The sequence below is a fragment of the Klebsiella sp. AqSCr genome (genome assembly GCF_008452795.1).
GTDB lineage: Bacteria > Pseudomonadota > Gammaproteobacteria > Enterobacterales > Enterobacteriaceae > Klebsiella > Klebsiella pneumoniae.
Map to the genome: position 1 here is coordinate 3,624,030 of NZ_MJDM01000005.1, position 24,800 is coordinate 3,648,829.

Below are 24,800 nucleotides of genomic sequence, written 5' to 3' on the forward strand. Positions count from 1 at the left end.
CCGGGCAGGATGATGGCTCAGTCGCCAAAGAACCAATAGCCGCTGTTGACCAGCGCTGCCAGCATGGCGAGGAAAGAAGGATCTTCCAGCGCATCGCCAAAATGGTCGGCGCGCAGCGTCAGATGGGTGGCTAAGGCGTCCAGCGCCGGACGGTGCGGGGAGTTGATCTTCTCGCCGTTAACGAATACCTCGCCGTCAATGCGCAGCACCCGCAGGCCGCCCAGGCGTTCCAGGGTATCGCCCTGCTGCAGGGCATCGTAAATCTCATCTGGCTGATACGGCGGCTCCGGCGGCGCGACGTCGAGCTCATGACGCGACTGGGTGATAAACTCGCCGAACCACTGCTTAAAGTGCTCCGGTTGGTTAATCAGACCCAGCATCATCTCGCGCAGGCGGTCGAGTTCGGTCGGTAAAATATCCGCCGGATGGTCGCGGGACGGCACGTCCGGATCGGCGTAGCGCTGGCTGCCCAGTTCGCGCTGGAGGACATAGTCGGCAAAGCCGCTAAACAGCTCGCGGGCATTCGGCGCGCGATAGCCGACCGAATAGTTAAGCGAGTTTTCCAGCGAATAACCCTCATGCGGGAATCCCGGCGGAATATAGAGAATATCGCCCGGCTCCATCTCTTCATCGATGATCGCCTCGAAGGGGTCAACCTGCAGCAGGTCCGGATGCGGGCAGTGCTGTTTCATCGGCACCTTTTCCCCAACGCGCCAGCGCCGACGGCCGGTGCCCTGAATGATAAACACATCATACTGATCCAGATGCGGGCCGACGCCGCCTCCCGGCACCGAGAAGGAGATCATCAGGTCGTCGATACGCCAGTCCGGCAGGGCACGGAACGGATGCATCAGCGCTGCGGACGGTTCATGCCAGTGGTTAACCGCCTGCACCAGCAGGGACCAGTTGTTTTCGCTCAGGTGATCGTAGCTTTCGAAAGGACCGTGACTGACCTGCCATTTTCCATCCTGATGGCTGACAAGGCGGCTATCGACCTCGCTCTCCATGGCCAGTCCTGCCAGTTCGTCCGGGCTTAGGGGGTCGATAAAATTGGCGAAGCCGCGCTTCAATACCACCGGCCGTTTTTGCCAGTAGCGTTCGATAAAGTCGGGCCAGTTAAGCGTTAATTGATAATCCATATTGATATTCCACTGCAGGTGTCTGACAGGGATTATAACGGATGCGGCGCCCTGGCGATGCAGGCGCCGTGAAAAATCTCAACGATTAACTCTGTTTATCTTCCATCTGCTGGCGGCCAAACACCACCTCCATGCAGGCGCCGCCGAGCAGGCTTTCCCCGGCGATGATCTCTCCATCATATTGTTCGACAATTTCACGCGCAACGGAGAGCCCTACCCCCTGGCCGGGACGCAGGGTATCAGCCCGCTGGCCGCGGTCGAAAACGGCCCGGCGCTGGCTCTGCGGGATCCCCGGCCCATCGTCTTCCACCAGGATGTGCAGATGGCTGTCGGTGGTCTGGCGCACGGAAACTTCCACGAACTCCAGGCAATACTTACAGGCGTTATCAAGAACGTTACCCATCACTTCCATAAAATCGTTCTGCTCGCCGACAAAAGTGATCTCCGGCGAGATGTCGAGCGAGATATTGACCCCTTTGCGCTGATAGACCTTGTTGAGAGCGGAAGTCAGGCTGTCAAGCAGGGGGGCAATCGGGTGTAATTCCCGGCTCAAGAGGGTGCCGCCGCTGCGCATGCTGGCGCGATGCAGGTAATAACCAATCTGCTGCGAGATGCGGCTTATCTGCTCCAGCATCACCGGCTCCGCCTCGTCGACGCTGATCTTCTCGCCGCGCAGCGAGCGCAGTGTACTCTGCATCACCGCCAGCGGCGTTTTCAGACTGTGAGTGAGATCGGTGAGGGTAGTGCGGTATTTGTCATAGCGTTCGCGCTCGCTGCGAACCAGGCGGTTGAGGTTGCTGACCAGCCGGGTCAGCTCGCGAGTGGTGTTGGGATTGAGCTTTTCGCGGTGATGTTCCTCCAGTTCGCGCACCTCTTTGGCCAGCGACTCAATGGGCCGCAGGCTCCACCAGGCGGCGACCCACAGCAGGGGGATCACCAGCAGCAGGTTGGCGGCCAGCACATAGACAAACCAGCTCCACACCATATAACTGCGCTTGAGCTCCACCGGAATGGTGTCGACCACCACAATGCTGAGCTGAGGCATTTTGCTGGTGGCCGGGTAGAGGTTGATCGCCACCGAGTGGGTCATCTCAGAGTCGTCGCCCTGTTCGCGGATAGCGTCCAGCTGTTCCTGAATCTCATGGTTATTGCGCAACAGCATACTGCTGCTGTCGACATCGGCTTCAATCTCATGGAAGCCATTGCGTTTCAGCCATTCCGGTTGAATGCGTTTCGCCAGCCATGGAACATCACGCTGCGCCCACAGCAGTTTGCCCTGCTCATCGTAGATAAGGGTCACCGTCGGGCTTTCCATATTCAGGTTTTCCGGGATATCGACGTCAATAGCGCCGTTTTCCCATCTCGCCAGCATATAAAAGAGATTGCTCTCGCCGCGCAGCAGGCGAAAGGTGGTTTTATCGAAGCTAACGCTATAGCCCACCAGGGCCACCATGCCGTAGGCCAGGGAGAGCACCAGCACCACCCCGGCGGTCGCCAGCAGGAAGCGAACCCGTAATGACAGCGGGAAGATATGCCGCAACAGTCCCTTCATCAGCGCAATTCGAACAGATAGCCCTGGCCGCGCACCGTGGTGATGACGTCCTGTGGGTATTCAGCCTGAATTTTCTTGCGCAGCCGACCCATCAGCACGTCGATGGTGTGGCTTTCTCGCAGTTCGGCATCCGGGTAAAGCTGGAGCATCAGCGAATCTTTGCTGACCACTTTGCCGCGGTTACGGATCAGGGTTTCCATAATGGTGTATTCAAAGGCGGTCAGCTTGATCGGCTGGTCATTCACCGACAGCTCGCGCCGGGAGAGGTCGACCTGGAACGGCGGCAGGGAGATCACCTGCGAGGCCAGACCGCTGTTACGGCGCAGCAGCGCCTGCATGCGGGCGGCAACCTCTTCAATATGGAAAGGCTTGGTGACGTAATCATCCGCCCCGGCGCTCAGCACTTCCACTTTATCCTGCCATCCTTCGCGGGCGGTCAGCACCAGCACCGGCAGCGACACGTCGTGGCTGCGCCAGCGGCGGATCAGTGATAAACCGTCTTCATCCGGCAGGCCGAGATCGACGATGGCGATATCCGGGAGATGTTCGCCCAGATAGTAGTCCGCTTCCCTGGCATCTTCCGCCGCATCGACCTGATGGCCCAGCTCCTGCAGCTGAACTTTGAGGTGGTGACGCAGCAGGGCATTATCCTCAACCACGAGTACGCGCATGGCTGTTCTCCCTAGCATTTTCGATAGTAGTCTGACGCTCATTATATACGCAAAATATAAACGGCTGTTAAATAAAGCTTTTTATAAAAAGGGCCCCTGATGCCCCCGGGCTGGCCAGCATTCGGCGGCGCCCTTTGCGCATACTGCATGGAACTCCTTCATTCTATGCGTAATTTCAATAAACGCCCAGCGGCAGGATGCGAACGGCGAGCGGGTTGGTGATGTTAATTTTTTGTGTAATAGTGCTGGAATCACCCCTCAAGAACGCCGCAGGTTATCCATTATGTTTCAGCAGCAGAGCGCGGACTGGGTCAGGCTGGTGCAATCGCCCAGCCGGACGGAACGCATCGAAGCCTTCTTCGGCGGCCACGGCTACGAACCGCACCGGCATGACACCTACGCCATCGGCCAGACGATCGCCGGCGTGCAGAGCTTTCACTATCGCGGCGGACGCCAGCACAGCCTGCCCGGCGGAACGATTGTGCTTCATCCGGACGAAATACACGATGGCGAGGCGGGCACCGAGGCGGGGTTTCACTACCGCATGGTCTATATCGAACCGGCGCTGATCCAGAAGATACTCGGCGGCAGGCCACTGCCGTTTATTCCCGGCGGCCTGTCGGCGGATCCGCGCCTGCGGTGCGCCGCGCTGCCGTTATTAAAAGCGGTCACGGACACCTTCGAGCCGCTGGAGGAAGAGGACGCCCTGTACGACCTGGCGCAGACCCTGGCCGTTGTCGGCGGCCAACGTTCCCGTCGCCAGGCGTTTGATTATCAGGCGGCGGAGAGGGCTCGGGAGTATATCCATGCCTGTTTTATGCAGGATATGACCCTCGACACCCTGTCGCAGGTCAGCGGCCGGGACCGCTGGAGCCTGAGCCGGGATTTCAGAACGCTTTACGGCACCAGCCCGTGGCGCTACGTCATGATGCGCCGGCTCGATTTTTGCCGCCAGCGGATGCGCGCCGGGGAGCGTCTGGTGGATATTGCCGCCGACGCGGGCTTTGCCGACCAGAGCCACATGACGCGCCAGTTTATCAGCCGCTTTGGCCTCTCTCCGGGGCGCTGGCTGCGGGCTATCCGCGGATAAGGCGGCGCAGGTTGCACAATCGTTCAAGCGTCAACGCGGCGAGGCGAACTATGCTGACTGCCTTTATCATAAGGAGACAGCCCATGGTTCAACTCGTTAATCTTGCTCATAAATTTTCCCTGTTCAGCGAACAATGGCAGCCCAAAGTGGTGGCTGAAATGAATGACTATCAGTTCAAGGTCGTGCGCATCGCCGGCGACTTTATCTGGCACAGCCACCCGGAAACCGATGAGACATTGATGGTGGTGGAGGGGGTATTGCGCGTGGACTTCCGCGACGGGCATGTGCTGGTGAAGGCCGGGGAGATGATCGTCGTGCCGCGCGGGGTGGAACATAAGACCTCGGCGGAGACGGAAGCGAAGCTGATGCTGATTGAGCCACGCGGGGTGTTGAATACCGGCCACGAGGGCGGCGAGCGGACGGCGGTGAACGACGTTTGGATCTGATCGCTTTCCGGCGATAAAACGCCCCTCTTTCCGGCGGAAAGAGGGGCAGGGCGATTACTTCAGCTCGTCAACCATGGTGGTTGCCCGACCGATATAGTTGGCCGGGGTCATCGCTTTGAGACGCACTTTTTCCTCTTCCGGCAGGGCGAGGCTGTCAATAAACTGCTTCATCCCTTCCGCGTCCACGCGTTTGCCGCGGGTCAGCTCTTTCAGCTTCTCGTACGGTTTTTCGATACCGTAACGACGCATCACGGTCTGGATCGGCTCAGCCAGTACTTCCCAGTTGTGATCCAGTTCGTCCAGCAGGCGATCCTGGTTCAGCTCCAGCTTGCTGATCCCTTTGAGGGTGGACTGATAGGCGATCAGCGCATAGCCGATGCCCACGCCGAGGTTACGCAGAACGGTGGAGTCGGTCAGGTCGCGCTGCCAGCGGGAAACCGGCAGTTTGCTGGCCAGGTGCTGCATGACCGCATTGGCCAGGCCGAGATTGCCTTCGGAGTTTTCGAAGTCAATTGGGTTCACCTTGTGCGGCATGGTGGAGGAGCCGATTTCCCCGGCGATGGTCTTCTGTTTGAAGTGGTTGAGCGCGATATAGCCCCACACGTCGCGATCGAAGTCGATCAGAATGGTGTTGAAGCGCGCGATGCAGTCAAACAGCTCAGCGATATAGTCATGCGGCTCGATCTGCGTGGTGTACGGGTTCCACTGAATACCCAGCGAGGTAACGAACTCTTCGCTGAACTGATGCCAGTCGACTTCCGGGTAGGCGGCGATGTGGGCGTTGTAGTTACCCACCGCGCCGTTGATTTTACCGAGGATTTCCACCTGGTTCAGCTGACGATACTGCCGCTCCATACGGTAGGCGACGTTCGCCATCTCTTTACCCATGGTGGACGGCGTTGCCGGCTGGCCGTGGGTACGGGAGAGCAGCGGCACATCGCGATACTGGGTCGCCAGATCTTTTACCGCGTCAATCAGTTTGCGCCAGTAAGGCAGAACCACTTCGTCGCGGGCGGTTTTCAGCATCAGCGCGTGGGAGAGGTTATTGATGTCTTCAGACGTACAGGCGAAGTGAATAAACTCTGACACGGCGTGCAGCTCGGCGACGTCAGCGACTTTCTCTTTCAGGAAATACTCTACCGCTTTCACGTCGTGGTTAGTGGTGCGCTCGATGGTTTTGATGCGCTCCGCGTCTTCAACGCTGAAATCGGCGACGATTTTATCAAGGAAACCGTTTGCGTCGGCAGCAAAAGCAGGAACTTCCTTGATCGCTGCGTGGGCGGCCAGTTTTTGCAGCCAACGTACTTCCACCTGAACGCGGAATTTCAGCAAACCGAATTCGCTGAAGATACCGCGCAGCGCGCTGACTTTATCGCCGTAGCGGCCGTCTACAGGGGAAACGGCGGTCAGTGAGGATAATTCCATAGATCACAACTCCGGGGTTAAATGAGCAAGAATTTGCTTTGCCTGGTTAACCAGACGATTACGGGAAAACATAAGCTGCAGACGTCCGCCGCCCACCTGATGCCAGAGCACCGCGGCGCGAATACCCGCCAGCAGCGCTGAGCGAACTTTCGCCTGCACCTGCGGGCTTTGCAGCACGGCAGGGGAGCCGGTCACCTGAATACGCGGCCCCAGCGGGCTTATCACATCGACATAGATGCCCGCCATGGCGCTGAGCAGCGTTTCGGACTGCAGGTCAAAGTGTTCCAGCTGACGGTGCAGGCCGGCGATGCGGTTGCCGAGCGTGTCCATCGCCCCTTTACTGGCGGCGAGCTTGCGCTCCAGCACCATCAGGCTCAGGGTATAGCGGGTGAGTTCCGCATTGAGGCCCTGACGGCTGCTGGTATTGAGCACCCCGAGCAGCGTTTCAAGACCGAGGCGAAGATTGGCTTCACTGCCACCGAACACCGCCAGCGTCGACTCAGGATCGAGGTCGATGATGCTGTTCAGCGACACATGCAGGGCATCGCTGTCGCAATGTCCCTGATGCGCCAGTTGCTGAACCAGTCGCGCCGCCTGGCAAACGCCAGCCAGCGCCAGGGTGATGTCATAGTAATTCTTCGCCACACATACTCCTTGTCAGCCGCCAGGGCGGTTCGTCCCGGCGGAAATAACGCGTGTTCAGGACTGCAGAGGCAGTCGTTGTTCAATAATTCCGCCGCCGAGGCACACTTCCCCTAAATAGAACACTGCGGACTGGCCCGGGGTCACCGCCGCGACCGGCTCATCGAAGCGGACTTCGATACGGTCTTCATCCAGCGCGGTAACGGTGCAGGGGATATCGGTCTGGCGATAGCGGGTTTTCACCGTGCAGCGCAGGGTGCCTTGTAGCGGTTCACGGTTTACCCAGTGCAGCTGTTGGGCAATCAGACCGACGGACATCAGGCGCGGGTGGTCATGGCCCTGGGCGACGATAAGAATATTATTCTCAACGTCTTTATCGACCACGTACCATGGATCTTCGCTACCCTCTTTGGTGCCGCCGATACCCAGCCCTTTACGCTGGCCCAGGGTGTGGTACATCAGCCCCTGATGGGTACCGATCTCCTCGCCGTCGACGGTGAGGATTTTGCCCGGCTGCGCCGGCAGATAGCGGCCAAGGAAATCGCGGAATTTACGCTCGCCGATAAAGCAGATGCCGGTGGAATCTTTTTTCTTCGCGGTGATCAGATCCAGCTCTTCGGCGATCTTACGCACCTGCGGTTTTTCCAGTTCACCCACCGGGAACAGGCTCTGGGCAATCTGCTCGTGGCTAAGGGTGTAGAGGAAGTAGCTCTGATCTTTGTTGCCGTCGAGTCCTCGCAGCAGCTGGCTTTTACCGTCGACATCGGCGCGGCGCACATAGTGCCCGGTGGCGATGTAGTCGGCGCCGAGGTCTTCGGCAGCAAACTCGAGGAAGGCTTTAAATTTGATCTCTTTATTGCACAGAATATCCGGGTTCGGCGTGCGGCCGGCTTTGTACTCTTCCAGGAAGAGCTCAAAGACGTTATCCCAATATTCGGCGGCAAAGTTAACGGTGTGCAGTTCAATGCCCAGCTTATCGCAGACCGCTTGCGCATCGGCAAGGTCGGCGGCGGCGGTGCAGTATTCCTCGCCGTCGTCTTCCTCCCAGTTCTTCATGAACAGGCCTTCCACCTTATACCCTTGCTGCAGCAGCAGGTACGCGGAGACCGAGGAGTCGACGCCGCCGGACATGCCGACGATCACTTTTTTCTGGCTTTCTGACATGGAAATACTCGCTACATTGAACTTCGAGGCGGCGTATTCTAGCACGCGCTCACCGTTCATTCACCCCCTGTGAACGGCCAGTTAAATGCGCCAATCAGCGACAGCGGCTGCCGCGGGTCCTGCAGGTAGCAGCGAATGCTTTCGGCAACCAGCGGCGAGCGCAGGTTCGGCGCGTTAAGAATTTCCTCAGCACTGAGCCACAGGCAGCGATCGATATCGCTGTCGTGCGGTTCAGTGGCGCACAGATCGCTAAGTTCGATGGCGAACAGGAAGCGCAGAAACGGCGTGTTATCGGGAGCCAGCCACTGATGCATGCGGATGAAGTGCTGCGGCGTGGCGCGAATGCCGGTCTCTTCCCACAGTTCACGTTCGGCGGCCTGCAGCAGCGTTTCATTGGCCTCGAGATGGCCCGCCGGCTGGTTCCACAGCGCTTTGCCGTTAATGGTTTCTTCGACGATGAGAAATTTATCCTGGGCGTGAACCACGCAGGCAACGGTGACATGAGGTTTAAACATCGCTTTTCCTTTTCAGTTATTCGGCTTTACGCCAGTCGCCGTTGGCCAGTCCGTCGAGGGTATAGCCGCCCATGGCGTAGCGGATCAGCCGCAGGGTGGGGAAGCCGACGTGGGCGGTCATCCGGCGCACCTGGCGGTTGCGTCCCTCGTAGAGCGTGATTTTCAACCAGCGGGTGGGAATCGATTTGCGCTCACGAATCGGCGGGTTGCGCGGCCACAGCCAGACGGGTTCCTCGACAAGTTCTACGCCGGCAGGCAGGGTGGGGCCGTCGTTAAGGGTGACGCCGTCGCGCAAGGCGGTCAGCGCCTCGGGCGTGGGTTCGCCTTCCACCTGAACATAGTAGATCTTGCCGGTGCGCTTACCCGGCTGGGTCAGCTTCGCCTGCAGCGCGCCGTCGTTGGTCAGCACCAGCAGGCCTTCGCTGTCGCGATCGAGCCGACCTGCGGCGTAGACGCCCGCCACCGGAATAAAATCTTTTAGCGTGCTGCGCCCGGCTTCATCGGTAAATTGCGGCAACACATCATAGGGTTTGTTGAACAAGATCACAGTTTTTGGCTGGCGTTCTTTACGTTGTCTGGTGACTTGTTGTGTGCTGAATCGCTCAACGCGATGTTTTCTAAATGAAGTTTTCTGCATGGTATTTTCAGGCTTTATCAATTGCCGCATTATAGCCTAATTACGAATGCCTTTCATGGACGCAAACATTCAGGTAGTATTGACATGCTCATTACAAATTATTAACAAAAAATTGCTCAAACCGATTCGCACTACAGGCAGGAAGGCGACACGGACGCGATAGCTCCGGTTAGCGGGAAGACCCGGTACGCCGAAGCTGGCCGACTCAGCCAACACCAGGCTCGCGTGAAGAGGGAAGAGCAGAACCAGAAGCGCTCGAAGGAGAGGTTAATGGAAAGCAAAGTAGTAGTTCCGGCGGAAGGTCAAAAAATCACCCTGCAAAACGGCAAACTGAACGTCCCTCACAATCCGATTATCCCGTTCATTGAAGGTGACGGTATCGGCGTTGACGTTACCCCAGCGATGCTGAAAGTGGTTGATGCCGCCGTTGAGAAAGCCTATAAGGGCGAGCGTAAAATTTCCTGGATGGAAGTTTACACCGGTGAGAAATCAACCCATGTCTATGGCCAGGACGTCTGGCTGCCAGCTGAAACCCTCGATCTGATTCGTGACTACCGCGTTGCTATCAAAGGTCCTCTGACCACCCCAGTCGGCGGCGGCATTCGTTCTCTGAACGTGGCGCTGCGCCAGGAGCTGGATCTTTACGTCTGCCTGCGTCCGGTACGTTACTACCAGGGCACCCCGAGCCCGGTTAAACACCCGGAACTGACCGACATGGTTATCTTCCGTGAAAACTCAGAAGATATCTATGCGGGTATCGAGTGGAAAGCCGACTCTGCGGAAGCAGACAAAGTGATCAAATTCCTGCGCGATGAGATGGGTGTGAAGAAAATTCGCTTCCCGGAACATTGCGGCATCGGCATCAAGCCGTGCTCTGAAGAAGGCACCAAACGCCTGGTGCGCGCCGCGATTGAATACGCGATCACCAACGATCGTGATTCCGTCACTCTGGTGCACAAAGGCAACATCATGAAGTTCACCGAAGGCGCGTTCAAAGACTGGGGCTACCAGCTGGCTCGCGAAGAGTTCGGCGGCGAGCTGATCGACGGCGGTCCGTGGGTGAAAATCAAGAACCCGAACACCGGCAAAGAGATCGTAGTGAAAGACGTGATCGCCGATGCGTTCCTGCAGCAGATCCTGCTGCGTCCGGCGGAATACGACGTTATCGCCTGTATGAACCTGAACGGCGACTACATCTCTGACGCCCTGGCGGCGCAGGTTGGCGGTATCGGTATCGCCCCGGGCGCCAACATCGGTGACGAGTGCGCGCTGTTCGAAGCGACTCACGGTACTGCGCCGAAGTATGCCGGCCAGGACAAAGTTAACCCGGGCTCCATCATCCTGTCCGCAGAGATGATGCTGCGCCACATGCAGTGGTTCGAAGCCGCAGACCTGATCGTCAAAGGCATGGAAGGCGCTATCGCCGCCAAGACCGTGACCTATGACTTTGAACGTCTGATGGAAGGCGCTAAACTGCTGAAATGTTCAGAGTTTGGCGACGCGATTATCGCGAACATGTAATCTGGCCCCCAGATTATGTCAGAACGGGAACCTGGTGGTTCCCGTTTTTATTATTAGTTTTCGAACGGTTATCAAAATTTTATCAAAACAAGTTATCAAAACCCCTCCCGAAAAACCTCATAAGGCCACCGTTGTCCACCCCTTCCCACGATCATCATGGTACCTATCCGTTTGTTGTTGAGTTTTATGTCCAAGTAAATCTTTCGTGTTTATACCTTGGGCTTTATATAACCGCTCGGAAAGCGATCTTTGTTCATGGAAAGTTGCCGGTGTACCTTGTCCCCAGTCAATATCTGCACTGTCTCTTGCCTTGCTGAAATTCATGGTCAGTGTTCTGGGTTTCACCTGTGCTCCTCGCTCAGCCTGTGAGGTGGTTCTAAAGAAATGAACCAAATAAGGGCTTACTGCATAATCCCGGCAACGACTGATTACATCTCGGAGGCTCCAGTTGATTGCGTTGCAACGCAGAGCTAATGGTATAGCGATTTTGCTTCCGGTTTTCTCTTGCTCAACGTGTAGATGATCGTCCCAGATGTCCGAGAATTTCATACGGGATATATCACCTAGTCGCTGTCCTGTTACTATGGCTAAAAGCATGGCGTTCCCCATGTATTTGTGATTTTCATCGGCTATATCAAAAATCTTTTGCCATTCCTCCAGAGTGAGGCGCTGGCGAGTGATCTTTCTACGAGGTTGTTTAGTTGCTAGTGCAGGGTTATAACCAGGAGGTACTTCTCCCGCATGCTGAGCTTCTTTAAAAACATCTATTAGGACAGAGCGAATGACCTGAGCCATTCTGGGTTGTCCCTCCGCTAAATATTCATCAAGAATTTGCGCAACATCTCGAACATTGACAGCGGATATTAATTTCATTCCTACACGTTCCTTAAGCAGAGATACTGGTTTTGCTTTTTGTTTGATAGTGTTTTCTTTAATATCTCCGGACTTTAATCTTTCCTGCTGAATCTTCCAGTAACGTTCAAGCCAGGTGTTAGTTGATATTGATTTTCCTGAGTTGGTGGATATTCTGTCAGTGATTGCCATTATCTGGCGGGTTTGTTGTTCCGCCAGTCTTTTATTTGCTTCAATAGCTATTGCCGTGGCCTCTGCTTCATCTGTACCTAGACTATGAAACTTACCAGTTATCGGGTGCTTATAACGCCAGTATACTTTATTAACCTTTCTACTGTAGAGCGGGTATAAATTTGGAATAGATATATTATTTTTACGTGGTCTGGCAGCCATCGTTCAAAATCCTCTGCAAAAGAACAGGGTCGCTTTTCTTTACTACAGGAGTGGTCAATGTACCGACCAACTCAGCATCCTCCCTGACGCGCCAGAATCGACCTTCTTTTTTGGCTGGGGGAGAAAACATATTCTGTTTAGCATAATTCCTGAGAGTGGAAACACTTGGAGGATTGCTTCTGTATTTCTCGTTTGCCCACTCTTCAAGGGTTAACATCTGGAGCATATGTTTTACCTCATTATGGCCCATTGCTGGGCCAGTATCTGAAAATAAAAAATCAGTTTTGCATCAATTTTTGCAGCACCTGATTGCCGGAAATTATTCGCTGCCAGATTGCTGATACATAGCGGGCCTGATGAATAGCATCAGCGAGGGCATTGTGACGATCACCTTCAAACGGGATCGTTGTTTTGGGGTCGAAGCCAATGGCCTGGCCGAGCTCTACCATTGTTCGTACGTCCCGATCGTTCCAGTATTCCCACGGATAATCTTCAGCAATGCAATCGTAAGAAGAACGCAGAATGGAGTTATCGAATGACGCACCGTTACCCCATACCTGTGCCTTTTTGCTCCCGCCAGCAACATTATCAGAGACAAATTCTCTGAACTGGAGTAATACATCCAGCAACGGGATAGCATCATCATTTACGATCGCAGAGCGTGCTTCGGAGGACTGCTTAAGCCACCAGATAACAGTAGATGGATCGATTACGGCGCCCCAGTTCACAGAGGATTCAAGGCATACGACTTTATAGAAACTTTCTCCAATAGAGCCGGTTGCCGGGTCAAAAACAACCGCACCAATAGCGACGATAGGGGCGTTATGTTTTTTACCCATGGTTTCCAGATCAACCATAACGTGAACATAATCAATTGGCTGATCTTCCTCCTTATTATGATGACCGGATTCAATATCTACAGCATCCGTTTGATGAACAACTTCATCTGTTTTTTCTTTTTGGTTAACCTTGCCCGTAACGTCAACAAGACCGTCAATGGAAAATACTCCGTCCCCAATTTTTGAAACTTCAGGCTGCCTGGTCTTGGTAAGGTCTTCGGTTACCCACTTCGGATCCGTAGGGTCGCTAATCCCTTCAACATATTCGCCGCGCTCGGAGGCCAGAACCTGATTAGCGTCCGGACGTTGCTTTTGAGCCTCTTTTACCAGTTCGGTACCAACTGCTTTAAAGTCGGAGGAGAGTGTTTCCAGCTTTGCGCTGCTATCCTCTCCGGCGATTGCATGGTTTATTGCATCCAGAGTGACTGCAGCAGATGGAATATGCCCCGCCTTGGCAAGCGTTTCAGCGCTTGGGGTATCATGCTTATGTTCAGTCAGATTCGCGTTGATGTAGCCACGCAACCGATCTGGAAAAGGAGTTATTCCACTGGATGCTTCCCTGATCAGTGCAAAAATCGCTGCACGGGAATAATCAAGGATGCCTGGTGTGCTCCGTAATGCTGCAGACCATTCTTTAAATGGACTTTCTTTCTTCTGTACTATTTCCTTCGCGCGGCGGTGGACTGATGCCGGAAAATTATAGATATCAAAATCCATAGGCATCGTCGCAAGGGCGATCTCTATGTCCAGAGTATCCAGCGAATGCTGATAATCCGGATTGCGGTCAGTTTTGTTACCGCCACCAGCATTGGCGCCGGTATCTGTTTTGTTTATTGAGGTGATATAGTTTCCAGCAGCCCATTCCTTTGTAAGGATCCCGCGGTCAATGTGCGACGTTTCAAGCCACAATTTGGCGAACTGAATTTGCTTGCCGAGCTCATGGCGTTTCCCCACAGGAAATACGCTCTTAAATGCACTGGTAAATTTCCACAGGCCAGGCATATCATATTTTTTAAGCTCCGGAATATTTTCTGCCGTCAGCAGTAGATTCTGCACACCGTGATTATCCGTATCCATTTCCATCGCTGAAAGGCGGTTACGATGAGGAATGCTAATGTGATACACGTGACGCTCGTCGGCCATATACTGGGCAAGCAGCTGCGTGCGGAATGACATTTCCGCCAGGTTGAAGAGTGCTTCTTCATTGTTCGAATAGTCCTCTTCATCGCTATTTGCAGGAGAGATATCGTATTCTGGTTTACTGGAGGGCTGTGGTTCAGCAGCCGCTGGCGCAACGATTTTTTGCCATGTCAGCCCGTCTTCACCACCAAGCTCGTAGCGATCGCACCAGGTGTTATCCAGTACACCTTCTTCCGGTAAGTCATCAACGATGAGCCAGTTGGTGCGGATCGGCAGCTGATGGCTGGCGCCGCGGCCAACGTTAATTTCAGCGTCTTCCAGGATGTCCAGGATTTTGCGCTCGGCGCGAGAATCGGATTTAGCAGAGAACCAGCAGAAGAGACTTTTCGCTTCGTTTGCTTTTGCCTTCGCTTTAATGAGATACGGGTAGTTGTTCATTGCGTTTGGGCTCCTTTGGATTGTAAGATACCCGGCAGCTGATGGCAGCCGCCCTGGTGGTGGTCATTGGTCAAAACTCGATTCCGGAAAGCTTTGGTCGGCTGACCGGGTACTTAACCCGCCTTGCGCGGGTTTTGTGCTTTATGGGGCTGGCGAATCGCCCCGCAGCAGCTGTGATACGCGAACGTCGTCAAGCGCTCGCAGGATAGGCTCAAAAGTTTTATGGGCTGGCAGTTTAGATACCGCAGTGATCACTTCTGTAACTGTGATGTCATCGCCGCGGGGGCTATAACCACCACCTGGGCCGCGCTGTGAAATTACCAGGTTACCCGCCCGCAGCTTTTTGAAGATCTGCTCAAGGTATGAAGTAGACAGCTTTGACTCTTTACTGATGGCCGTCAGTGAAACGGGCGAGCCGTCATAGAGCTTATTCAAAGTGGCGGCGGCCTGGACAGATGCCAGAACGCGTTTCATTCCAAATTCCATAATCACTTCTCCGGCCGTAACGGCCATTGGTCAAAACTCGATTCAAAAACTCACTGCAGGCTGTTGGTCGTCAGCCATGTTTTGTGCATTTCGGTAGGGGAGGCACTGGCCCTGTACTTTTTGTTCATCGGCGTTGCTGTTGCAACTGGCCTCTGATGGATAAACACCGATCAGAACATCAGAGCATTCACCAGTGAGAGCACAAACGCTGATGACAAGGGCAAACAGGGTATTCATGCCTCAGCCTCAGGGTTTCCTTTCTGCGCCAGCAAGTAACACAGCTGGCGTAGTCTCACCTCGAACCAGTTCAGGCGGGTCGCCTGGTTACCGGTAGGTACTCGGGCAAAATCCTTCATAGTTATCTCCAGTTAACTCAGTATTAGGATGTGGTTTTGCAATGCGGCGCCGGGTGCCTCCCGGTGACGGCAGCCAGTTAACAACTACCGCCGACAACTTTTTCCCCACAACGTGTGAATAACCGCCATGTTTACTTTTTTAACTGTGTCGCGTGCGCATAGCCGCATTCACCGCATTGCAAACCCTACTAGTCGTCATGCCTGTCTTTTCACCACTTCAGGCTCGGTGGTATTCTTGGCGCTCTCACACAGCCAAATAAAAGAGAGCAAAATGTCTCGTAGCCCTATACCTGTCTTCTGGTACGAAAATCCCGCTCACTACGAAGAATTCCAAAAAATCCTTTCAGATGCTTACGTCCTTCCCTTTGACTACCACGACTGGCGTATCCGCACCGATAGCATGGTGGAGCGCTACGAAAACAGCGGTATCCAGGCTGTGAAGGTGGTAGCCAGCACTTACGATTTCATCACCTGGTGCCAGGCCCATGGACGTGATATCAGTACCAAAAGCTGCAATGATTACGCGGTCTCCGAATCGGGCCTCCAATTCCTGCGCGACAGAGAGTTTGATTGGGGAGACGAGTAAAAAGTAAATTTTCCCTATCTTGGATATATCTATTCTCATAGTGATGCCCTATCTCATGCCTGTAACGCCGGCCGGCGGAACGTTATAACCTGCTGCGAATTCTTCTTGTCGTCATCTCATCCGGTGTTTCGTATGCCGCCGGCAGCTACTTCGTGGGCTTCCTGCCTCGATGACTTGCTGCGATGGAATGATTAAAGCATTGGTTTATGTTTGATGTCAACATTGGATTTATACAGATGCAAACTTTTGCTTTAATCGAGACAGGGGAGCTGTTGGAGTGATTGAGGCTGCGCGGCAGGCAAAAAAAAACCGGCATTTGCCGGTTTCATGGGGTGAGATCAGAGATGTTAGTTAGTGTCGCTAGCCTTAAATCGACCACGGAGATATTTCTCAACATAATCATCGATTTCTTTTAGGCGAACTTCAAACGTATCGATCATTCTCTCTTGTTCAGCCTCAGGTAACTGCCTAAACAGACGTAACATTTTGCTCTCATTTGGCTTGAGGCCTGAATCTTCAGATACTTTCTCTCCAAGCAACCAAGTTACAGACACATTGGCAGCTTCCGCGAGGGCAATTGCGGACTTTTTACTGATTACTCCTTTCTTAAACCACCCATTCACCGCTTGAGGTGTAACTCCAGCAATGCGAGCCATATCCGCCTTGCTGATCCCTCTTTGAGTAATTTCTTCCAAACGAGCAATCAGTTGGTTGTTGAGTTCTTCAGTGTTTTTCATAAGCCCATTGTAAAGGTTTAGTTTATAGTCACAATAAATTAAAAATTTGCATTGAATATAAACCTATGCTTTATTATGCCTAACTTAACGAGGAGATAGATATGACAGCCCTTGATAACGCAATTCGAGTAGCTGGCTCAGCCAATAAATTAGCATCAACGCTTGGAGTAAGCGGCATGGCAGTAAGTCAGTGGAAAACAAAAGGTATTGTGCCTTCATCGCGAGTTTTACAGGTTTTTAATGCAACGGGCGTTACGCCTCATGAATTACGTCCTGATCTATATCCGAATCCGACGGATGGAATACCTAAGGAGTGACCATGCAAACCACCTCTTTTGAAAATCATACTCCGGTGATGAGTATGCAACTGAAAACGGAAAATCAGTATTTGCCCCGTCGGCGTGACGGCAAGAAATGCCGAGCCATTTTGGCCGCCGTTCAGGAATGGGAGTCCTCATTACCTGGGCGTGCGCAAGACCACGTCGCGCAGCTGGTGGCCGAACAGTGGGAGAAACAAAACGGGCGCGGTATCAGCGTCAATAAACAAAATCTGTATCGCTACCTGAAAAACGAGGGCGGTTCAGAGAAGTACACCAGTTATGTCATCCAGCTTTCGGCGGCGATCGCTGATGCAATGCCGATAGAGATCGCGCGCAAACATGGCCTAAAACATGGCTTAACTGAAACTGAGCTGGTGGCCAATGCAATCAAAGAATGCAGCGAAGCGCACCAGGCCAAGTTACTTGGCGCACCTCTGCAGAAACTAGAGCGTGAAATACGGGAAGCTGCAATTGCACTTTTTAACATGCTCCCTGCAGATGCGGCGGGACCACTACTGGCGAGCATCAGCGCCGTAGCGCCGCAGTTTTTCTAATCGAGTTTTGACAATGACCACCAGCACCAGCTGGTTAATAAGAGGTTTCAGATGGCCCGCATCAGAACAGTTAAACCTGAATTCTGGACAGATGAGAAGGTGGTGGAATGTTCAATTCCAGCGCGTCTCCTGTTTATCGGGTTGTTCAACTTCGCCAACGATATGGGATGCCTTGAGCGTTCGCCAAAACGGTTGAAGATGCAAATCTTCCCTGCGGACGCGCTCGATTGCGAACCACTAATACAGGAACTGATTACTCATGGATTACTCACTGAGTATTCAGTGAATGATGTCTGCTATTTGCAGATTAAAGGTTTCCTTAAGCATCAAAAAATAAACAGGCCTTCGGCCTCAAAAATACCTCTTCCGCCAGAATTCACTGAGTCTAAGGCAGGAAAGGAAGAAAAGAGAGCTCCTAATCAAGGAGGGCTCAGTGAGGACTCGGTGAATCCTCATGGAGGACTCACTGACGGAAAAGGAAGGGAAGGGAAGGGAAAAGGATCAAACCCCACTCTCTATGCGCAGGAGAGAAATTTTCCCCAGCAACCTCAGTATCTGCCTGGAGTGGATATTCCGATCGGGAAATTCGCCATGCACGACCTTTGGCTGCCGTCACAGGACTGGCCGCGACTGGCTGCTACCTGGGGTATAGCGCTTCCCGAACCGGCATACCTGCCGACAGAGCTGGCAGAGTTCACCGCGTACTGGAAATCCGAGGGGAAAGTGTTCACTCAGATTCAGTGGGAGCAGAAATTTGCCCGCAGCGTGATAAGTGCCAGAGCCAAATCTAAACCACAACCAGCAACCGGAGGTAAAGACCATGCAGGAATTCAACCAGTTAACACCGCATCCCGGGCAGTTCAGGAAATTCAGGCAGCCAGAGAACGCTGGGAAAAGCAAAACGGACTTGTTGGCGGCGGATACAGCATGGCGGCTATGGACAGTCATGGGGGAAATATTTTCGAACCGGTGGACCCAGAAGAACGGGGCGGCGCCCTCGGATATGTGGATTGCCCAGATTGGATCGATGAGTGAAGCCCAGATTACTCTGGTCTGCAGTCAGTGCATGGAGCGCTGCGCCGCGGGTAACACATGGCCACCGGATCTGGCTGAATTCGTTGCTCTTGTATCTGCCAGCGGTGCTAACCCGTTCAATCTGACATCCGAATCTGTAATGGCGGAATACAAGCGCTGGAGGAATGAGTCTTACCGATACTCGGGCAGCGACAAATACCCATGGAAACAGGATGTTATGTATCACATTTGCATTGAGATGCGCAGAACCGGAGTTGAGAGGAACCTGACTGAGGGAGAACTGAAAAAACTGGCAGAAAACTTACTCACGAAATGGACCAAACACCTGGCTAACGGGTTTTCGATTCCCCCGATTCGTCGGCAGTTGGCAGCACCGAGGCATCCAGCAGGGCCGACGCCAGCGCAGGTTCTGATGGAAGAGTACAAACGCCGCAAGGCGGCAGGTTTAACCAAGTAAACGAGTTTTGACCATGACCAAACAATCAAAAACCAAAGTAACCAAAGCACAGATGGTGCTTGCCATCGTTAGCAGGACGCCAGAATGCGTCCTGCAGGATGTCTGCGATGCGCTGGACTTGCAAGCCAGTACAGCAGGTAACTTGCTGCGGCAGCTACATGCCGTGGGAAAACTCCATCGTATACATAACGGCTGCCAGTATGTTTACCGAATTGTTGCAGGCGTTGAGGTTCCCGATGTTTCCCTGCCGCAGGCTGCAACACAATTATCTGAAGAGAATGTGCAAAAAGTCCAGGACGCACTTTCCCTGGCTAAGACGCTGGAAGATAAAAATCTGTGGCGCCGGGCTGCGACTGTTTACACATCGACGCTTGGGATGGCTACAACAGCAAACGAACTCTGGTTGCTTGCCAAAATGCGTAACCGCTGCCTGCGCAATGCGGCGAGGTGCTGATTATGCAGAAAATGGAATCAACAGCAGCTGGTAAGGGATATCAAAGCTAAGTTTAATTATTCCGGGGTGGAGCAAAGCTGAGATGTCCGCTGAGTGCCAACAGCGGACATTGTTGGCACACGGTATGTTAGTTTAAGCGGAGCAAGTCAGCTCTTTAGTGGATAACAAAAAGAGATATGTTTTGCGGCCAGTCTTCGCTATTCATGAAATACTCTTCATTACCCAAGTGTCTCAGCGAACCAGCCATTGTATATCCCAAATCCAAAGATTCTTTCTCTAGCTTTTCAATAGCACCAACAGACACAAATTTATTATTAGCGAGGCCGTAAAACTTATCCAGAGAAATTATATCATATTCTATTTTGTAATCACCGACAGATATTTCCTCAGTTGCACGCTTGGTACATTCATCAATAAACTTACTATGTCCTCTTAGGTGGAACAGGATATAGTTAGTATCGCCATCACTTTCATCTATAATATGACCTAATGTATCCCCATCTATAATTGGAATAGTGTTTTCGGGGAAAAACATCCCTATGCTTTGAGAAGAGATTATTATTGTATCAACAACGATGCATATTCCATGTGGGAAAAGATGATCTATGTCTAGGCTCGGAAATGCTTCAACAGCGAACTTATGAATAAACTTTAACCCATTATCCGTTTTCAAGAAGCCACTTATATTCTCTATTTGCGATATGGCTTTTGTGATAAAGCCCTTTGCTCCATTAGCTTTGAGATAATCTTTAGCCCACACGGCGGGTAAATTGTTTTTCACTTCGCCAACAAAAACATGAAACCCGAGTGATGGCTCATATGATATTGCGAATAAATCTATATCTGGCAGTTTAGGATCAAATTCATCTAGTTTCACATCGCTATACAATTTGTAGTTGGCATATTGCTCGAACTTTGACCTAATCTTCTTAACTAATCCTTTACCCATTATTTCAGAAATGTTGTTCGAAAAACCATCTGGGTTATTCTTGGCAAAATACCTCAACATGTTTGAAATACCATCTACCAGTGAAAAACATGTAGGGTTCAGCAGATACTTATTTTCTGACGCTATGTAGTTGAATGTTGATCTTGATGATACTGCTATATCTTGGAATATCTTTTTCACTCTCTCTGGACTTTCTTCGGGATATTGTTGCATAGCCTGCCCCAAAAGTTCATCTTCCTTATAGGTAATAACTCCAGAAACGTTGTTTGCTTTGGAGAAGTATCGTTCATACAACGCTAGTATTAACAAGGATTTGTAAATTCCAATGAATGTAGAATACTTATATCCATCAAGCATCACATCACTATTTTCAGGTATATAAGAAAAATAAAAATTTATTTTCCAGTCCGCAATGCTCTCTATAGCGGCAAAAGCCTTTTCTACATTAGGGTTACTTAAGTCGAAATGTTTAGTACCTTGAAGGAGTTCTTCTGGATTAGCCTCTGTTTGATCGTAAGGCGCGTGCCGTGAGTTTAAACTAAAAGTCATAAATTCCGAAGCATATTGTCTTAAAATTGAATCGTCATTTAAAGTAACCTTGATATTGTTATTTTTCATGCTCCACGCAACAACTTCATCATCGGCATATGAATAAAACACTGCATCTTTCAATGTATTATATGCCCTCAAAAAATTAAATGTCTCGACATAATCTGAAGGTTCGTAATTTTTTTGTGGACCATCACTGGATTTATATCGCTCCAATAGTAAAGGGACAAGAATTTCATTTGCAGTCCTAATTTTCTCTCCTTCAGTAAAGCGATCATTTCTATACATAAACTCAGCAAATTCACCTAGCATGTGAAGGGTATCTGAGCTTGCACCAATATTCTCCACTATGTCTTGCAATTCCAACTCAAAGATGCTAGCTACCAAATTTCTAACTGGGTTTTCTTTTTTCATTTTCATCTGCCATTGCTATAAGGATGAGTCAATAGGTGTATTATGAAGCGAAAGTAACATACATCGAACAAAAAAATAATTTAAAATTGCAGCAAGGGTTTATTCATCATTTTCACCGTTTATAAATTCCGGTGTAAAAGCCAAACCGCCGTCTTATTGCATGCGTCAAATTTCTCAATCATTCATGTTGGAAAATAGTTGATAAACATGTTTCATGTGCGCCGTATGCTATGATAACGGGAAATACATAATCCCACTACGTTCCAGTAAACCAAAGCTTGACTTTAACAGGCCTGACTTTGCCCTGCTGCAGTCCCTCCCAGTTTGGTACTACTGCCAAGGACACTAGAGAAATTCAAGGCTGACGTTAAGTAAGCATCTTATTATATTGAACGATTCACTTTTATAAAGCTTCGACAAACTAACTTCCGTAGATCGCTCACAACGGACCTGCCGATTTGTTAGCTCTCTCTACCGGGCGGCCGCCGGAGGTCGCGGTGAAGCTATCAGTTCATCTGGGCAGCGGAAGAAATTTTCATTATGCAGAGGATGACCGGGATATCCTGACTACCATCGGGTTCCGGCCTGACAGAGCATCCAGAGAAAAGAACCGGGCAAAATATACACCTGAACAGAGTCAGATTTTCATGTGCCGATAGGCCGCGCAGACCCGCAAAAAAAACCGCATATAAAGCCCCGAAAATACCCGTCTTTTTAAGAAAAATAGCCATGCATGCTTACGCTACATGGCTTTGCATGCAAAATTGTGAACTTTCCCCCCGCCGCACTAGCACTGGCGCGGGCTGAAGCCCTTTATGCACCTGCATTAAAAGGGCTCCCTGAAGCGGGTAGGCGTAGCGGGGAGAGCATTGCGCGCCAACTACGATAAGAGATAATAAAAATGAATGGCCATGTTACCAAATTCTCTCAATTAAAAAATTTGTTTAATTTAAAAATCCAAACCTATGGTGCCATTAATTAACTCATTGTTATTATCTGAACTCCCTAACAACTCAAGTAACTTGGCATTAATAATTTCATAATGGTTACTATCATACAGAGGTAATAACATATTTTTGTCATATCTGTTCAATCGTAATATTTTCTTTATGTCATCATAGTCTGATTTTAATAATGCTATGTTACCACTAGCTTTTTGCGCACAATTTTTTATATCTGTTTTTGACTGCCCCGCAACAATCAACGGTCGATTCAATAAAAGCGAAGCTCTGGATGCATGTAAACTTCCCCCAGAAACCCCACTTTGGATCAAAACGACTCCTGATGATACAGCTGCCTGAATAGCATCCCGCTCAACGAAATTAGATTTCCCGACGAATGAGTTGTAAGGGTATTCAGATATTAACAAACCACCATTATTTACAATTTTTCTTGCAAGTTCTTTATTTTTTGCAGGATAAATTTTCTCAAGACCATGAGCTAATACTGCGATCGTTCTCCCACCATTATCTAAACAAGTGGTGTGTGCTATACTATCGATACCTAAAGCTAACCCACTAACTATAGCCCAGCCTTTTTTGACAAACCATTCAGTAACCCTCTTGGCAATTACTACACCATGTTCAGTAGGCTCCCTTGTTCCGATTACTGTCAGGTTATTATTTTTAAGGCAACTTACATCACCACTGCAAAATAATATTGGTGCAGCATAACTTGCATTTTTTAGATTTGAAGGATAATCATCATCAAAAAATGATATTATGAAATGACCTTTATCACGAGCAATGTCACTCTGTTTCTGAGCCAATTCCATCGCTTGATGAATATCTGAATCGCTATAACTACCTTTCTTATTTAAAGACAAGCTTAATATATCTTCAATGGAAAGACCTGAAAATTCTTTAATCGCATGAAGAGATGATATTGTTTTTTCACCAATACCTTTTAAATATTTAATCGCTAAAAGCTTTTGTGTATCAGGAGATACAGTTTTCATTCAGCACCCTTAAAAACAATAAATCTTACAAACATTATAGGTCATTCCAATTAATAAATAAAGCGCCTGTGGTAGAACCAACACGCGCTTTAACCTTTAATCTATGCTCATAGTATTTTTACACTGTGGAGTATCAAAGAAACCGGTACAACCTAAAAAGTGCTGTCCAGTTTTTTTATTACGCATAACACGCATTAACTTTCCACAATCACCACAAACATGCATATCTTCGCTAATGCTAACAGTTTTAGCCAATGCTATTGATAGCACCCTCTCTGGATTCATTGTATCCAGTAGAGATTGAGCTCCCTTTAAAGTTGCTCCAGTAGTTATCACATCATCAATTATTAATATCTTTGATGCCTGAATTTTATTTTCATACTTTGGATTAAAGTGCAGATTATTTTGTATTTCAGTCGCCCTTTCATCACGACCCATTGTTTTTAAACTTTTAGCATCTTCCGAAAAATAAAACAAGTCCGAAATATATTGAGTGTGATTATTTTTTGAATTTCGACTCATTCGATTCAGGAGATTTTCCAATCGTCTATTTTTACCTTTCTTCGCTGGTATGACTGTAACAATATCAAAAAATGAATCATCTTCAAAAAAATACGCAGGGGTTTTATCTACAAAATATGAAAGGAGATCAACCCAATACTCAGGAGCGACGTATTTCGGCTCAAGCTCCTTTCTATAAATCTCTTTAGAAAGGGTATGATTTTCATGGATTTTTGCTGTGAGTGTATTTTTTTGACTAAAATACCGCCCTAAGCAAAGGAAGTTTATTTCGTTTTTCTTTACAGCCCCAATATTTCCATCTTTATCCATGGGGATGAAAAAAAGCCATTTTTTATCAATATCAAATGAATTAAAGTTAGCACATCTATCAGCAATTAAATCAATATGGTTGAAATTATCAACTTCCTCACTGAGGCACCTAGTACTAATCATTGCAGCTGGCATTTGTCCTATAAAAGCCTTGGAAGCCCAGGCAGGTGTAATAGGCTTTACTCCTGCTGCATAAGATGCATTAATGTCTTTTGCATCATCACCAATAAATAGAATGTTATTTTTATTTGTTAAATTTAAGTTACTCAAGGCTATGTTTATACCTTGCGGTGATGGCTTAACTCCCCCAGGACCAACATCATTATAAGTAACGATGGTTTTAAAATAACAATGAATATCATGATGATTAAGTATATCTAACGCATACTGCTTAGGGGAATTTGTTACGACTGCCATCAAAACATTCGAGTCTTTAAAGGATTCTAAAACTGTTTTTGTTTTAGGGTATAATTTTGTTGTATTCAATTCATCCTGAGTAAGCCTCTTTTCCTTTGGCCCCTCTCTGTATTCCTTTAAAGAATTTGTATTGACCAGAGTGTTATCAAGATCAAATAATACTGCCTCAATTGAATTATTCATTATCTTCTCTTAACAGATAGATTTGCTGTGAATAAATTAATAGGCTGCGCG

General features: G+C 50.1%; 27 protein-coding genes. 10 read left to right on the forward strand and 17 right to left on the reverse strand.

Features of this window, described 5'->3' with window-relative positions:
- Positions 1-17 precede the first annotated feature (17 nt).
- The 3 genes from BHE81_RS21640 to phoP all read right to left on the reverse strand — a co-directional run bounded on the left by BHE81_RS21640 (position 18) and on the right by phoP (position 3,362).
- Positions 18-1,139: a cupin domain-containing protein gene (locus BHE81_RS21640; RefSeq protein WP_004176560.1), complete on the reverse strand. Its 1,122-nt coding sequence runs from the start codon at positions 1,137-1,139 to the stop codon at positions 18-20.
- Between the two features lie 85 nt (positions 1,140-1,224).
- A complete protein-coding gene (gene phoQ / locus BHE81_RS21645; RefSeq protein WP_004147969.1) occupies positions 1,225-2,691 on the reverse strand; it encodes a two-component system sensor histidine kinase PhoQ in 1,467 nt (488 codons plus the stop codon).
- A complete protein-coding gene (gene phoP / locus BHE81_RS21650) occupies positions 2,691-3,362 on the reverse strand; it encodes a two-component system response regulator PhoP (RefSeq protein WP_004150807.1) in 672 nt (223 codons plus the stop codon). Before phoP ends, phoQ begins: the two co-directional genes overlap by 1 nt.
- A gap of 283 nt (positions 3,363-3,645) precedes the next feature.
- On the opposite strand from phoP, the gene BHE81_RS21655 reads away from it, so the two are divergent.
- Positions 3,646-4,452: an AraC family transcriptional regulator gene (locus tag BHE81_RS21655; protein ID WP_023302068.1), complete on the forward strand. Its 807-nt coding sequence runs from the start codon at positions 3,646-3,648 to the stop codon at positions 4,450-4,452.
- 83 nt (positions 4,453-4,535) lie between these two features.
- Positions 4,536-4,898 (forward strand): cupin domain-containing protein, encoded by a 363-nt coding sequence (locus tag BHE81_RS21660; RefSeq protein WP_023279125.1) that lies wholly within the window; start codon positions 4,536-4,538, stop codon positions 4,896-4,898.
- A gap of 54 nt (positions 4,899-4,952) precedes the next feature.
- Here BHE81_RS21660 and purB read toward each other — a convergent pair whose 3' ends face one another.
- Genes purB through rluE form a run of 5 tightly spaced genes read right to left on the reverse strand, consistent with a single transcriptional unit; the run spans position 4,953 to position 9,311 of the window.
- A complete protein-coding gene (gene purB, locus BHE81_RS21665) occupies positions 4,953-6,323 on the reverse strand; it encodes an adenylosuccinate lyase (protein WP_004176557.1) in 1,371 nt (456 codons plus the stop codon).
- 3 nt (positions 6,324-6,326) lie between these two features.
- Positions 6,327-6,968 (reverse strand): high frequency lysogenization protein HflD, encoded by a 642-nt coding sequence (gene hflD / locus BHE81_RS21670; protein WP_004140557.1) that lies wholly within the window; start codon positions 6,966-6,968, stop codon positions 6,327-6,329.
- A 54-nt stretch (positions 6,969-7,022) separates the two neighbouring features.
- On the reverse strand, positions 7,023-8,129 hold the full coding sequence (gene mnmA / locus BHE81_RS21675) for a tRNA 2-thiouridine(34) synthase MnmA (RefSeq protein WP_004150803.1): 1,107 nt from the start codon (positions 8,127-8,129) through the stop codon (positions 7,023-7,025).
- Between the two features lie 56 nt (positions 8,130-8,185).
- Complete coding sequence (locus BHE81_RS21680; protein ID WP_004150802.1) at positions 8,186-8,644, reverse strand: NUDIX hydrolase; 459 nt, start codon at positions 8,642-8,644, stop codon at positions 8,186-8,188.
- Between the two features lie 16 nt (positions 8,645-8,660).
- A complete protein-coding gene (gene rluE, locus BHE81_RS21685; protein WP_004150801.1) occupies positions 8,661-9,311 on the reverse strand; it encodes a 23S rRNA pseudouridine(2457) synthase RluE in 651 nt (216 codons plus the stop codon).
- 240 nt (positions 9,312-9,551) lie between these two features.
- On the opposite strand from rluE, the gene icd reads away from it, so the two are divergent.
- On the forward strand, positions 9,552-10,802 hold the full coding sequence (icd, locus tag BHE81_RS21690; RefSeq protein WP_004150800.1) for an NADP-dependent isocitrate dehydrogenase: 1,251 nt from the start codon (positions 9,552-9,554) through the stop codon (positions 10,800-10,802).
- A gap of 117 nt (positions 10,803-10,919) precedes the next feature.
- Here the strand turns inward: icd and BHE81_RS21695 are convergent, their stop codons facing one another.
- The 5 genes from BHE81_RS21695 to BHE81_RS21715 form a co-directional block, all read right to left on the reverse strand.
- Entirely contained in the window at positions 10,920-12,047 is a 1,128-nt protein-coding gene (locus BHE81_RS21695; RefSeq protein ID WP_032418030.1) for a site-specific integrase, read from the reverse strand.
- Positions 12,028-12,273: an excisionase gene (locus tag BHE81_RS21700; protein WP_012542206.1), complete on the reverse strand. Its 246-nt coding sequence runs from the start codon at positions 12,271-12,273 to the stop codon at positions 12,028-12,030. Before BHE81_RS21700 ends, BHE81_RS21695 begins: the two co-directional genes overlap by 20 nt.
- A 52-nt stretch (positions 12,274-12,325) precedes the next feature.
- Complete coding sequence (locus BHE81_RS21705) at positions 12,326-14,464, reverse strand: exonuclease (protein WP_032444800.1); 2,139 nt, start codon at positions 14,462-14,464, stop codon at positions 12,326-12,328.
- 141 nt (positions 14,465-14,605) lie between these two features.
- Positions 14,606-14,950, reverse strand: coding sequence for an Rrf2 family transcriptional regulator (locus tag BHE81_RS21710; RefSeq protein WP_014228879.1), 345 nt, complete (start codon positions 14,948-14,950; stop codon positions 14,606-14,608).
- Between the two features lie 42 nt (positions 14,951-14,992).
- Positions 14,993-15,187 (reverse strand): DUF1482 family protein, encoded by a 195-nt coding sequence (locus BHE81_RS21715; RefSeq protein ID WP_016160636.1) that lies wholly within the window; start codon positions 15,185-15,187, stop codon positions 14,993-14,995.
- A 246-nt stretch (positions 15,188-15,433) separates the two neighbouring features.
- On the opposite strand from BHE81_RS21715, the gene BHE81_RS21720 reads away from it, so the two are divergent.
- A complete protein-coding gene (locus BHE81_RS21720; RefSeq protein ID WP_223602317.1) occupies positions 15,434-15,892 on the forward strand; it encodes a hypothetical protein in 459 nt (152 codons plus the stop codon).
- 347 nt (positions 15,893-16,239) lie between these two features.
- Here BHE81_RS21720 and BHE81_RS21725 read toward each other — a convergent pair whose 3' ends face one another.
- Positions 16,240-16,629, reverse strand: coding sequence for a helix-turn-helix domain-containing protein (locus BHE81_RS21725; protein ID WP_012542200.1), 390 nt, complete (start codon positions 16,627-16,629; stop codon positions 16,240-16,242).
- A gap of 101 nt (positions 16,630-16,730) precedes the next feature.
- On the opposite strand from BHE81_RS21725, the gene BHE81_RS21730 reads away from it, so the two are divergent.
- The 5 genes from BHE81_RS21730 to BHE81_RS21750 are packed head-to-tail and all read left to right on the forward strand — an operon-like array spanning position 16,731 to position 19,449.
- Positions 16,731-16,946 carry a transcriptional regulator gene (locus BHE81_RS21730; RefSeq protein ID WP_012542199.1) on the forward strand — a complete coding sequence of 72 codons (216 nt, stop codon included), beginning with the start codon at positions 16,731-16,733 and terminating at the stop codon, positions 16,944-16,946.
- 2 nt (positions 16,947-16,948) lie between these two features.
- Positions 16,949-17,503, forward strand: coding sequence for a toxin YdaT family protein (locus BHE81_RS21735; RefSeq protein WP_014907826.1), 555 nt, complete (start codon positions 16,949-16,951; stop codon positions 17,501-17,503).
- A gap of 51 nt (positions 17,504-17,554) precedes the next feature.
- Positions 17,555-18,538 carry a DnaT-like ssDNA-binding domain-containing protein gene (locus tag BHE81_RS28845; RefSeq protein WP_049114853.1) on the forward strand — a complete coding sequence of 328 codons (984 nt, stop codon included), beginning with the start codon at positions 17,555-17,557 and terminating at the stop codon, positions 18,536-18,538.
- Positions 18,450-18,995 carry a replication protein P gene (locus BHE81_RS21745; RefSeq protein WP_223176365.1) on the forward strand — a complete coding sequence of 182 codons (546 nt, stop codon included), beginning with the start codon at positions 18,450-18,452 and terminating at the stop codon, positions 18,993-18,995. The genes BHE81_RS28845 and BHE81_RS21745 overlap by 89 nt, the downstream gene beginning before the upstream one ends.
- A 13-nt stretch (positions 18,996-19,008) precedes the next feature.
- Positions 19,009-19,449 carry a hypothetical protein gene (locus BHE81_RS21750; protein ID WP_049114851.1) on the forward strand — a complete coding sequence of 147 codons (441 nt, stop codon included), beginning with the start codon at positions 19,009-19,011 and terminating at the stop codon, positions 19,447-19,449.
- A gap of 154 nt (positions 19,450-19,603) precedes the next feature.
- Here the strand turns inward: BHE81_RS21750 and BHE81_RS21755 are convergent, their stop codons facing one another.
- Positions 19,604-21,361, reverse strand: a complete 1,758-nt coding sequence (locus BHE81_RS21755) for a hypothetical protein (protein WP_149888828.1) — start codon at positions 21,359-21,361, stop codon at positions 19,604-19,606.
- 497 nt (positions 21,362-21,858) lie between these two features.
- On the opposite strand from BHE81_RS21755, the gene BHE81_RS21760 reads away from it, so the two are divergent.
- Complete coding sequence (locus BHE81_RS21760; RefSeq protein ID WP_223602318.1) at positions 21,859-22,020, forward strand: phage polarity suppression protein; 162 nt, start codon at positions 21,859-21,861, stop codon at positions 22,018-22,020.
- A 290-nt stretch (positions 22,021-22,310) separates the two neighbouring features.
- Here the strand turns inward: BHE81_RS21760 and BHE81_RS21765 are convergent, their stop codons facing one another.
- Together BHE81_RS21765 and BHE81_RS21770 are read right to left on the reverse strand one after the other, a co-directional pair.
- Positions 22,311-23,318, reverse strand: a complete 1,008-nt coding sequence (locus BHE81_RS21765) for a DNA-processing protein DprA (RefSeq protein ID WP_074188101.1) — start codon at positions 23,316-23,318, stop codon at positions 22,311-22,313.
- Between the two features lie 96 nt (positions 23,319-23,414).
- Complete coding sequence (locus BHE81_RS21770; protein WP_065422577.1) at positions 23,415-24,749, reverse strand: HAD hydrolase-like protein; 1,335 nt, start codon at positions 24,747-24,749, stop codon at positions 23,415-23,417.
- Positions 24,750-24,800 lie beyond the last annotated feature (51 nt).

What these genes read in the sequence shown, in the direction of transcription:
- BHE81_RS21720 (WP_223602317.1), top strand. Translation starts at nt 15,434, where the DNA reads ATGTTTACTTTTTTAACTGTGTCGCGTGCGCATAGCCGCATTCACCGC.
- BHE81_RS21680 (WP_004150802.1), bottom strand. Translation starts at nt 8,644, where the DNA reads ATGTTTAAACCTCATGTCACCGTTGCCTGCGTGGTTCACGCCCAGGAT.
- BHE81_RS21750 (WP_049114851.1), top strand. Translation starts at nt 19,009, where the DNA reads ATGACCAAACAATCAAAAACCAAAGTAACCAAAGCACAGATGGTGCTT.
- BHE81_RS28845 (WP_049114853.1), top strand. Translation starts at nt 17,555, where the DNA reads ATGGCCCGCATCAGAACAGTTAAACCTGAATTCTGGACAGATGAGAAG.
- rluE (WP_004150801.1), bottom strand. Translation starts at nt 9,311, where the DNA reads ATGCGGCAATTGATAAAGCCTGAAAATACCATGCAGAAAACTTCATTT.
- BHE81_RS21710 (WP_014228879.1), bottom strand. Translation starts at nt 14,950, where the DNA reads ATGGAATTTGGAATGAAACGCGTTCTGGCATCTGTCCAGGCCGCCGCC.
- BHE81_RS21695 (WP_032418030.1), bottom strand. Translation starts at nt 12,047, where the DNA reads ATGGCTGCCAGACCACGTAAAAATAATATATCTATTCCAAATTTATAC.
- phoQ (WP_004147969.1), bottom strand. Translation starts at nt 2,691, where the DNA reads ATGAAGGGACTGTTGCGGCATATCTTCCCGCTGTCATTACGGGTTCGC.
- BHE81_RS21640 (WP_004176560.1), bottom strand. Translation starts at nt 1,139, where the DNA reads ATGGATTATCAATTAACGCTTAACTGGCCCGACTTTATCGAACGCTAC.
- BHE81_RS21765 (WP_074188101.1), bottom strand. Translation starts at nt 23,318, where the DNA reads ATGAAAACTGTATCTCCTGATACACAAAAGCTTTTAGCGATTAAATAT.
- BHE81_RS21725 (WP_012542200.1), bottom strand. Translation starts at nt 16,629, where the DNA reads ATGAAAAACACTGAAGAACTCAACAACCAACTGATTGCTCGTTTGGAA.
- BHE81_RS21660 (WP_023279125.1), top strand. Translation starts at nt 4,536, where the DNA reads ATGGTTCAACTCGTTAATCTTGCTCATAAATTTTCCCTGTTCAGCGAA.
- mnmA (WP_004150803.1), bottom strand. Translation starts at nt 8,129, where the DNA reads ATGTCAGAAAGCCAGAAAAAAGTGATCGTCGGCATGTCCGGCGGCGTC.
- BHE81_RS21755 (WP_149888828.1), bottom strand. Translation starts at nt 21,361, where the DNA reads ATGAAAAAAGAAAACCCAGTTAGAAATTTGGTAGCTAGCATCTTTGAG.
- BHE81_RS21705 (WP_032444800.1), bottom strand. Translation starts at nt 14,464, where the DNA reads ATGAACAACTACCCGTATCTCATTAAAGCGAAGGCAAAAGCAAACGAA.
- purB (WP_004176557.1), bottom strand. Translation starts at nt 6,323, where the DNA reads ATGGAATTATCCTCACTGACCGCCGTTTCCCCTGTAGACGGCCGCTAC.
- phoP (WP_004150807.1), bottom strand. Translation starts at nt 3,362, where the DNA reads ATGCGCGTACTCGTGGTTGAGGATAATGCCCTGCTGCGTCACCACCTC.
- icd (WP_004150800.1), top strand. Translation starts at nt 9,552, where the DNA reads ATGGAAAGCAAAGTAGTAGTTCCGGCGGAAGGTCAAAAAATCACCCTG.
- BHE81_RS21745 (WP_223176365.1), top strand. Translation starts at nt 18,450, where the DNA reads ATGGGGGAAATATTTTCGAACCGGTGGACCCAGAAGAACGGGGCGGCG.
- BHE81_RS21655 (WP_023302068.1), top strand. Translation starts at nt 3,646, where the DNA reads ATGTTTCAGCAGCAGAGCGCGGACTGGGTCAGGCTGGTGCAATCGCCC.
- BHE81_RS21730 (WP_012542199.1), top strand. Translation starts at nt 16,731, where the DNA reads ATGACAGCCCTTGATAACGCAATTCGAGTAGCTGGCTCAGCCAATAAA.
- BHE81_RS21770 (WP_065422577.1), bottom strand. Translation starts at nt 24,749, where the DNA reads ATGAATAATTCAATTGAGGCAGTATTATTTGATCTTGATAACACTCTG.
- BHE81_RS21735 (WP_014907826.1), top strand. Translation starts at nt 16,949, where the DNA reads ATGCAAACCACCTCTTTTGAAAATCATACTCCGGTGATGAGTATGCAA.
- BHE81_RS21715 (WP_016160636.1), bottom strand. Translation starts at nt 15,187, where the DNA reads ATGAATACCCTGTTTGCCCTTGTCATCAGCGTTTGTGCTCTCACTGGT.
- BHE81_RS21700 (WP_012542206.1), bottom strand. Translation starts at nt 12,273, where the DNA reads ATGCTCCAGATGTTAACCCTTGAAGAGTGGGCAAACGAGAAATACAGA.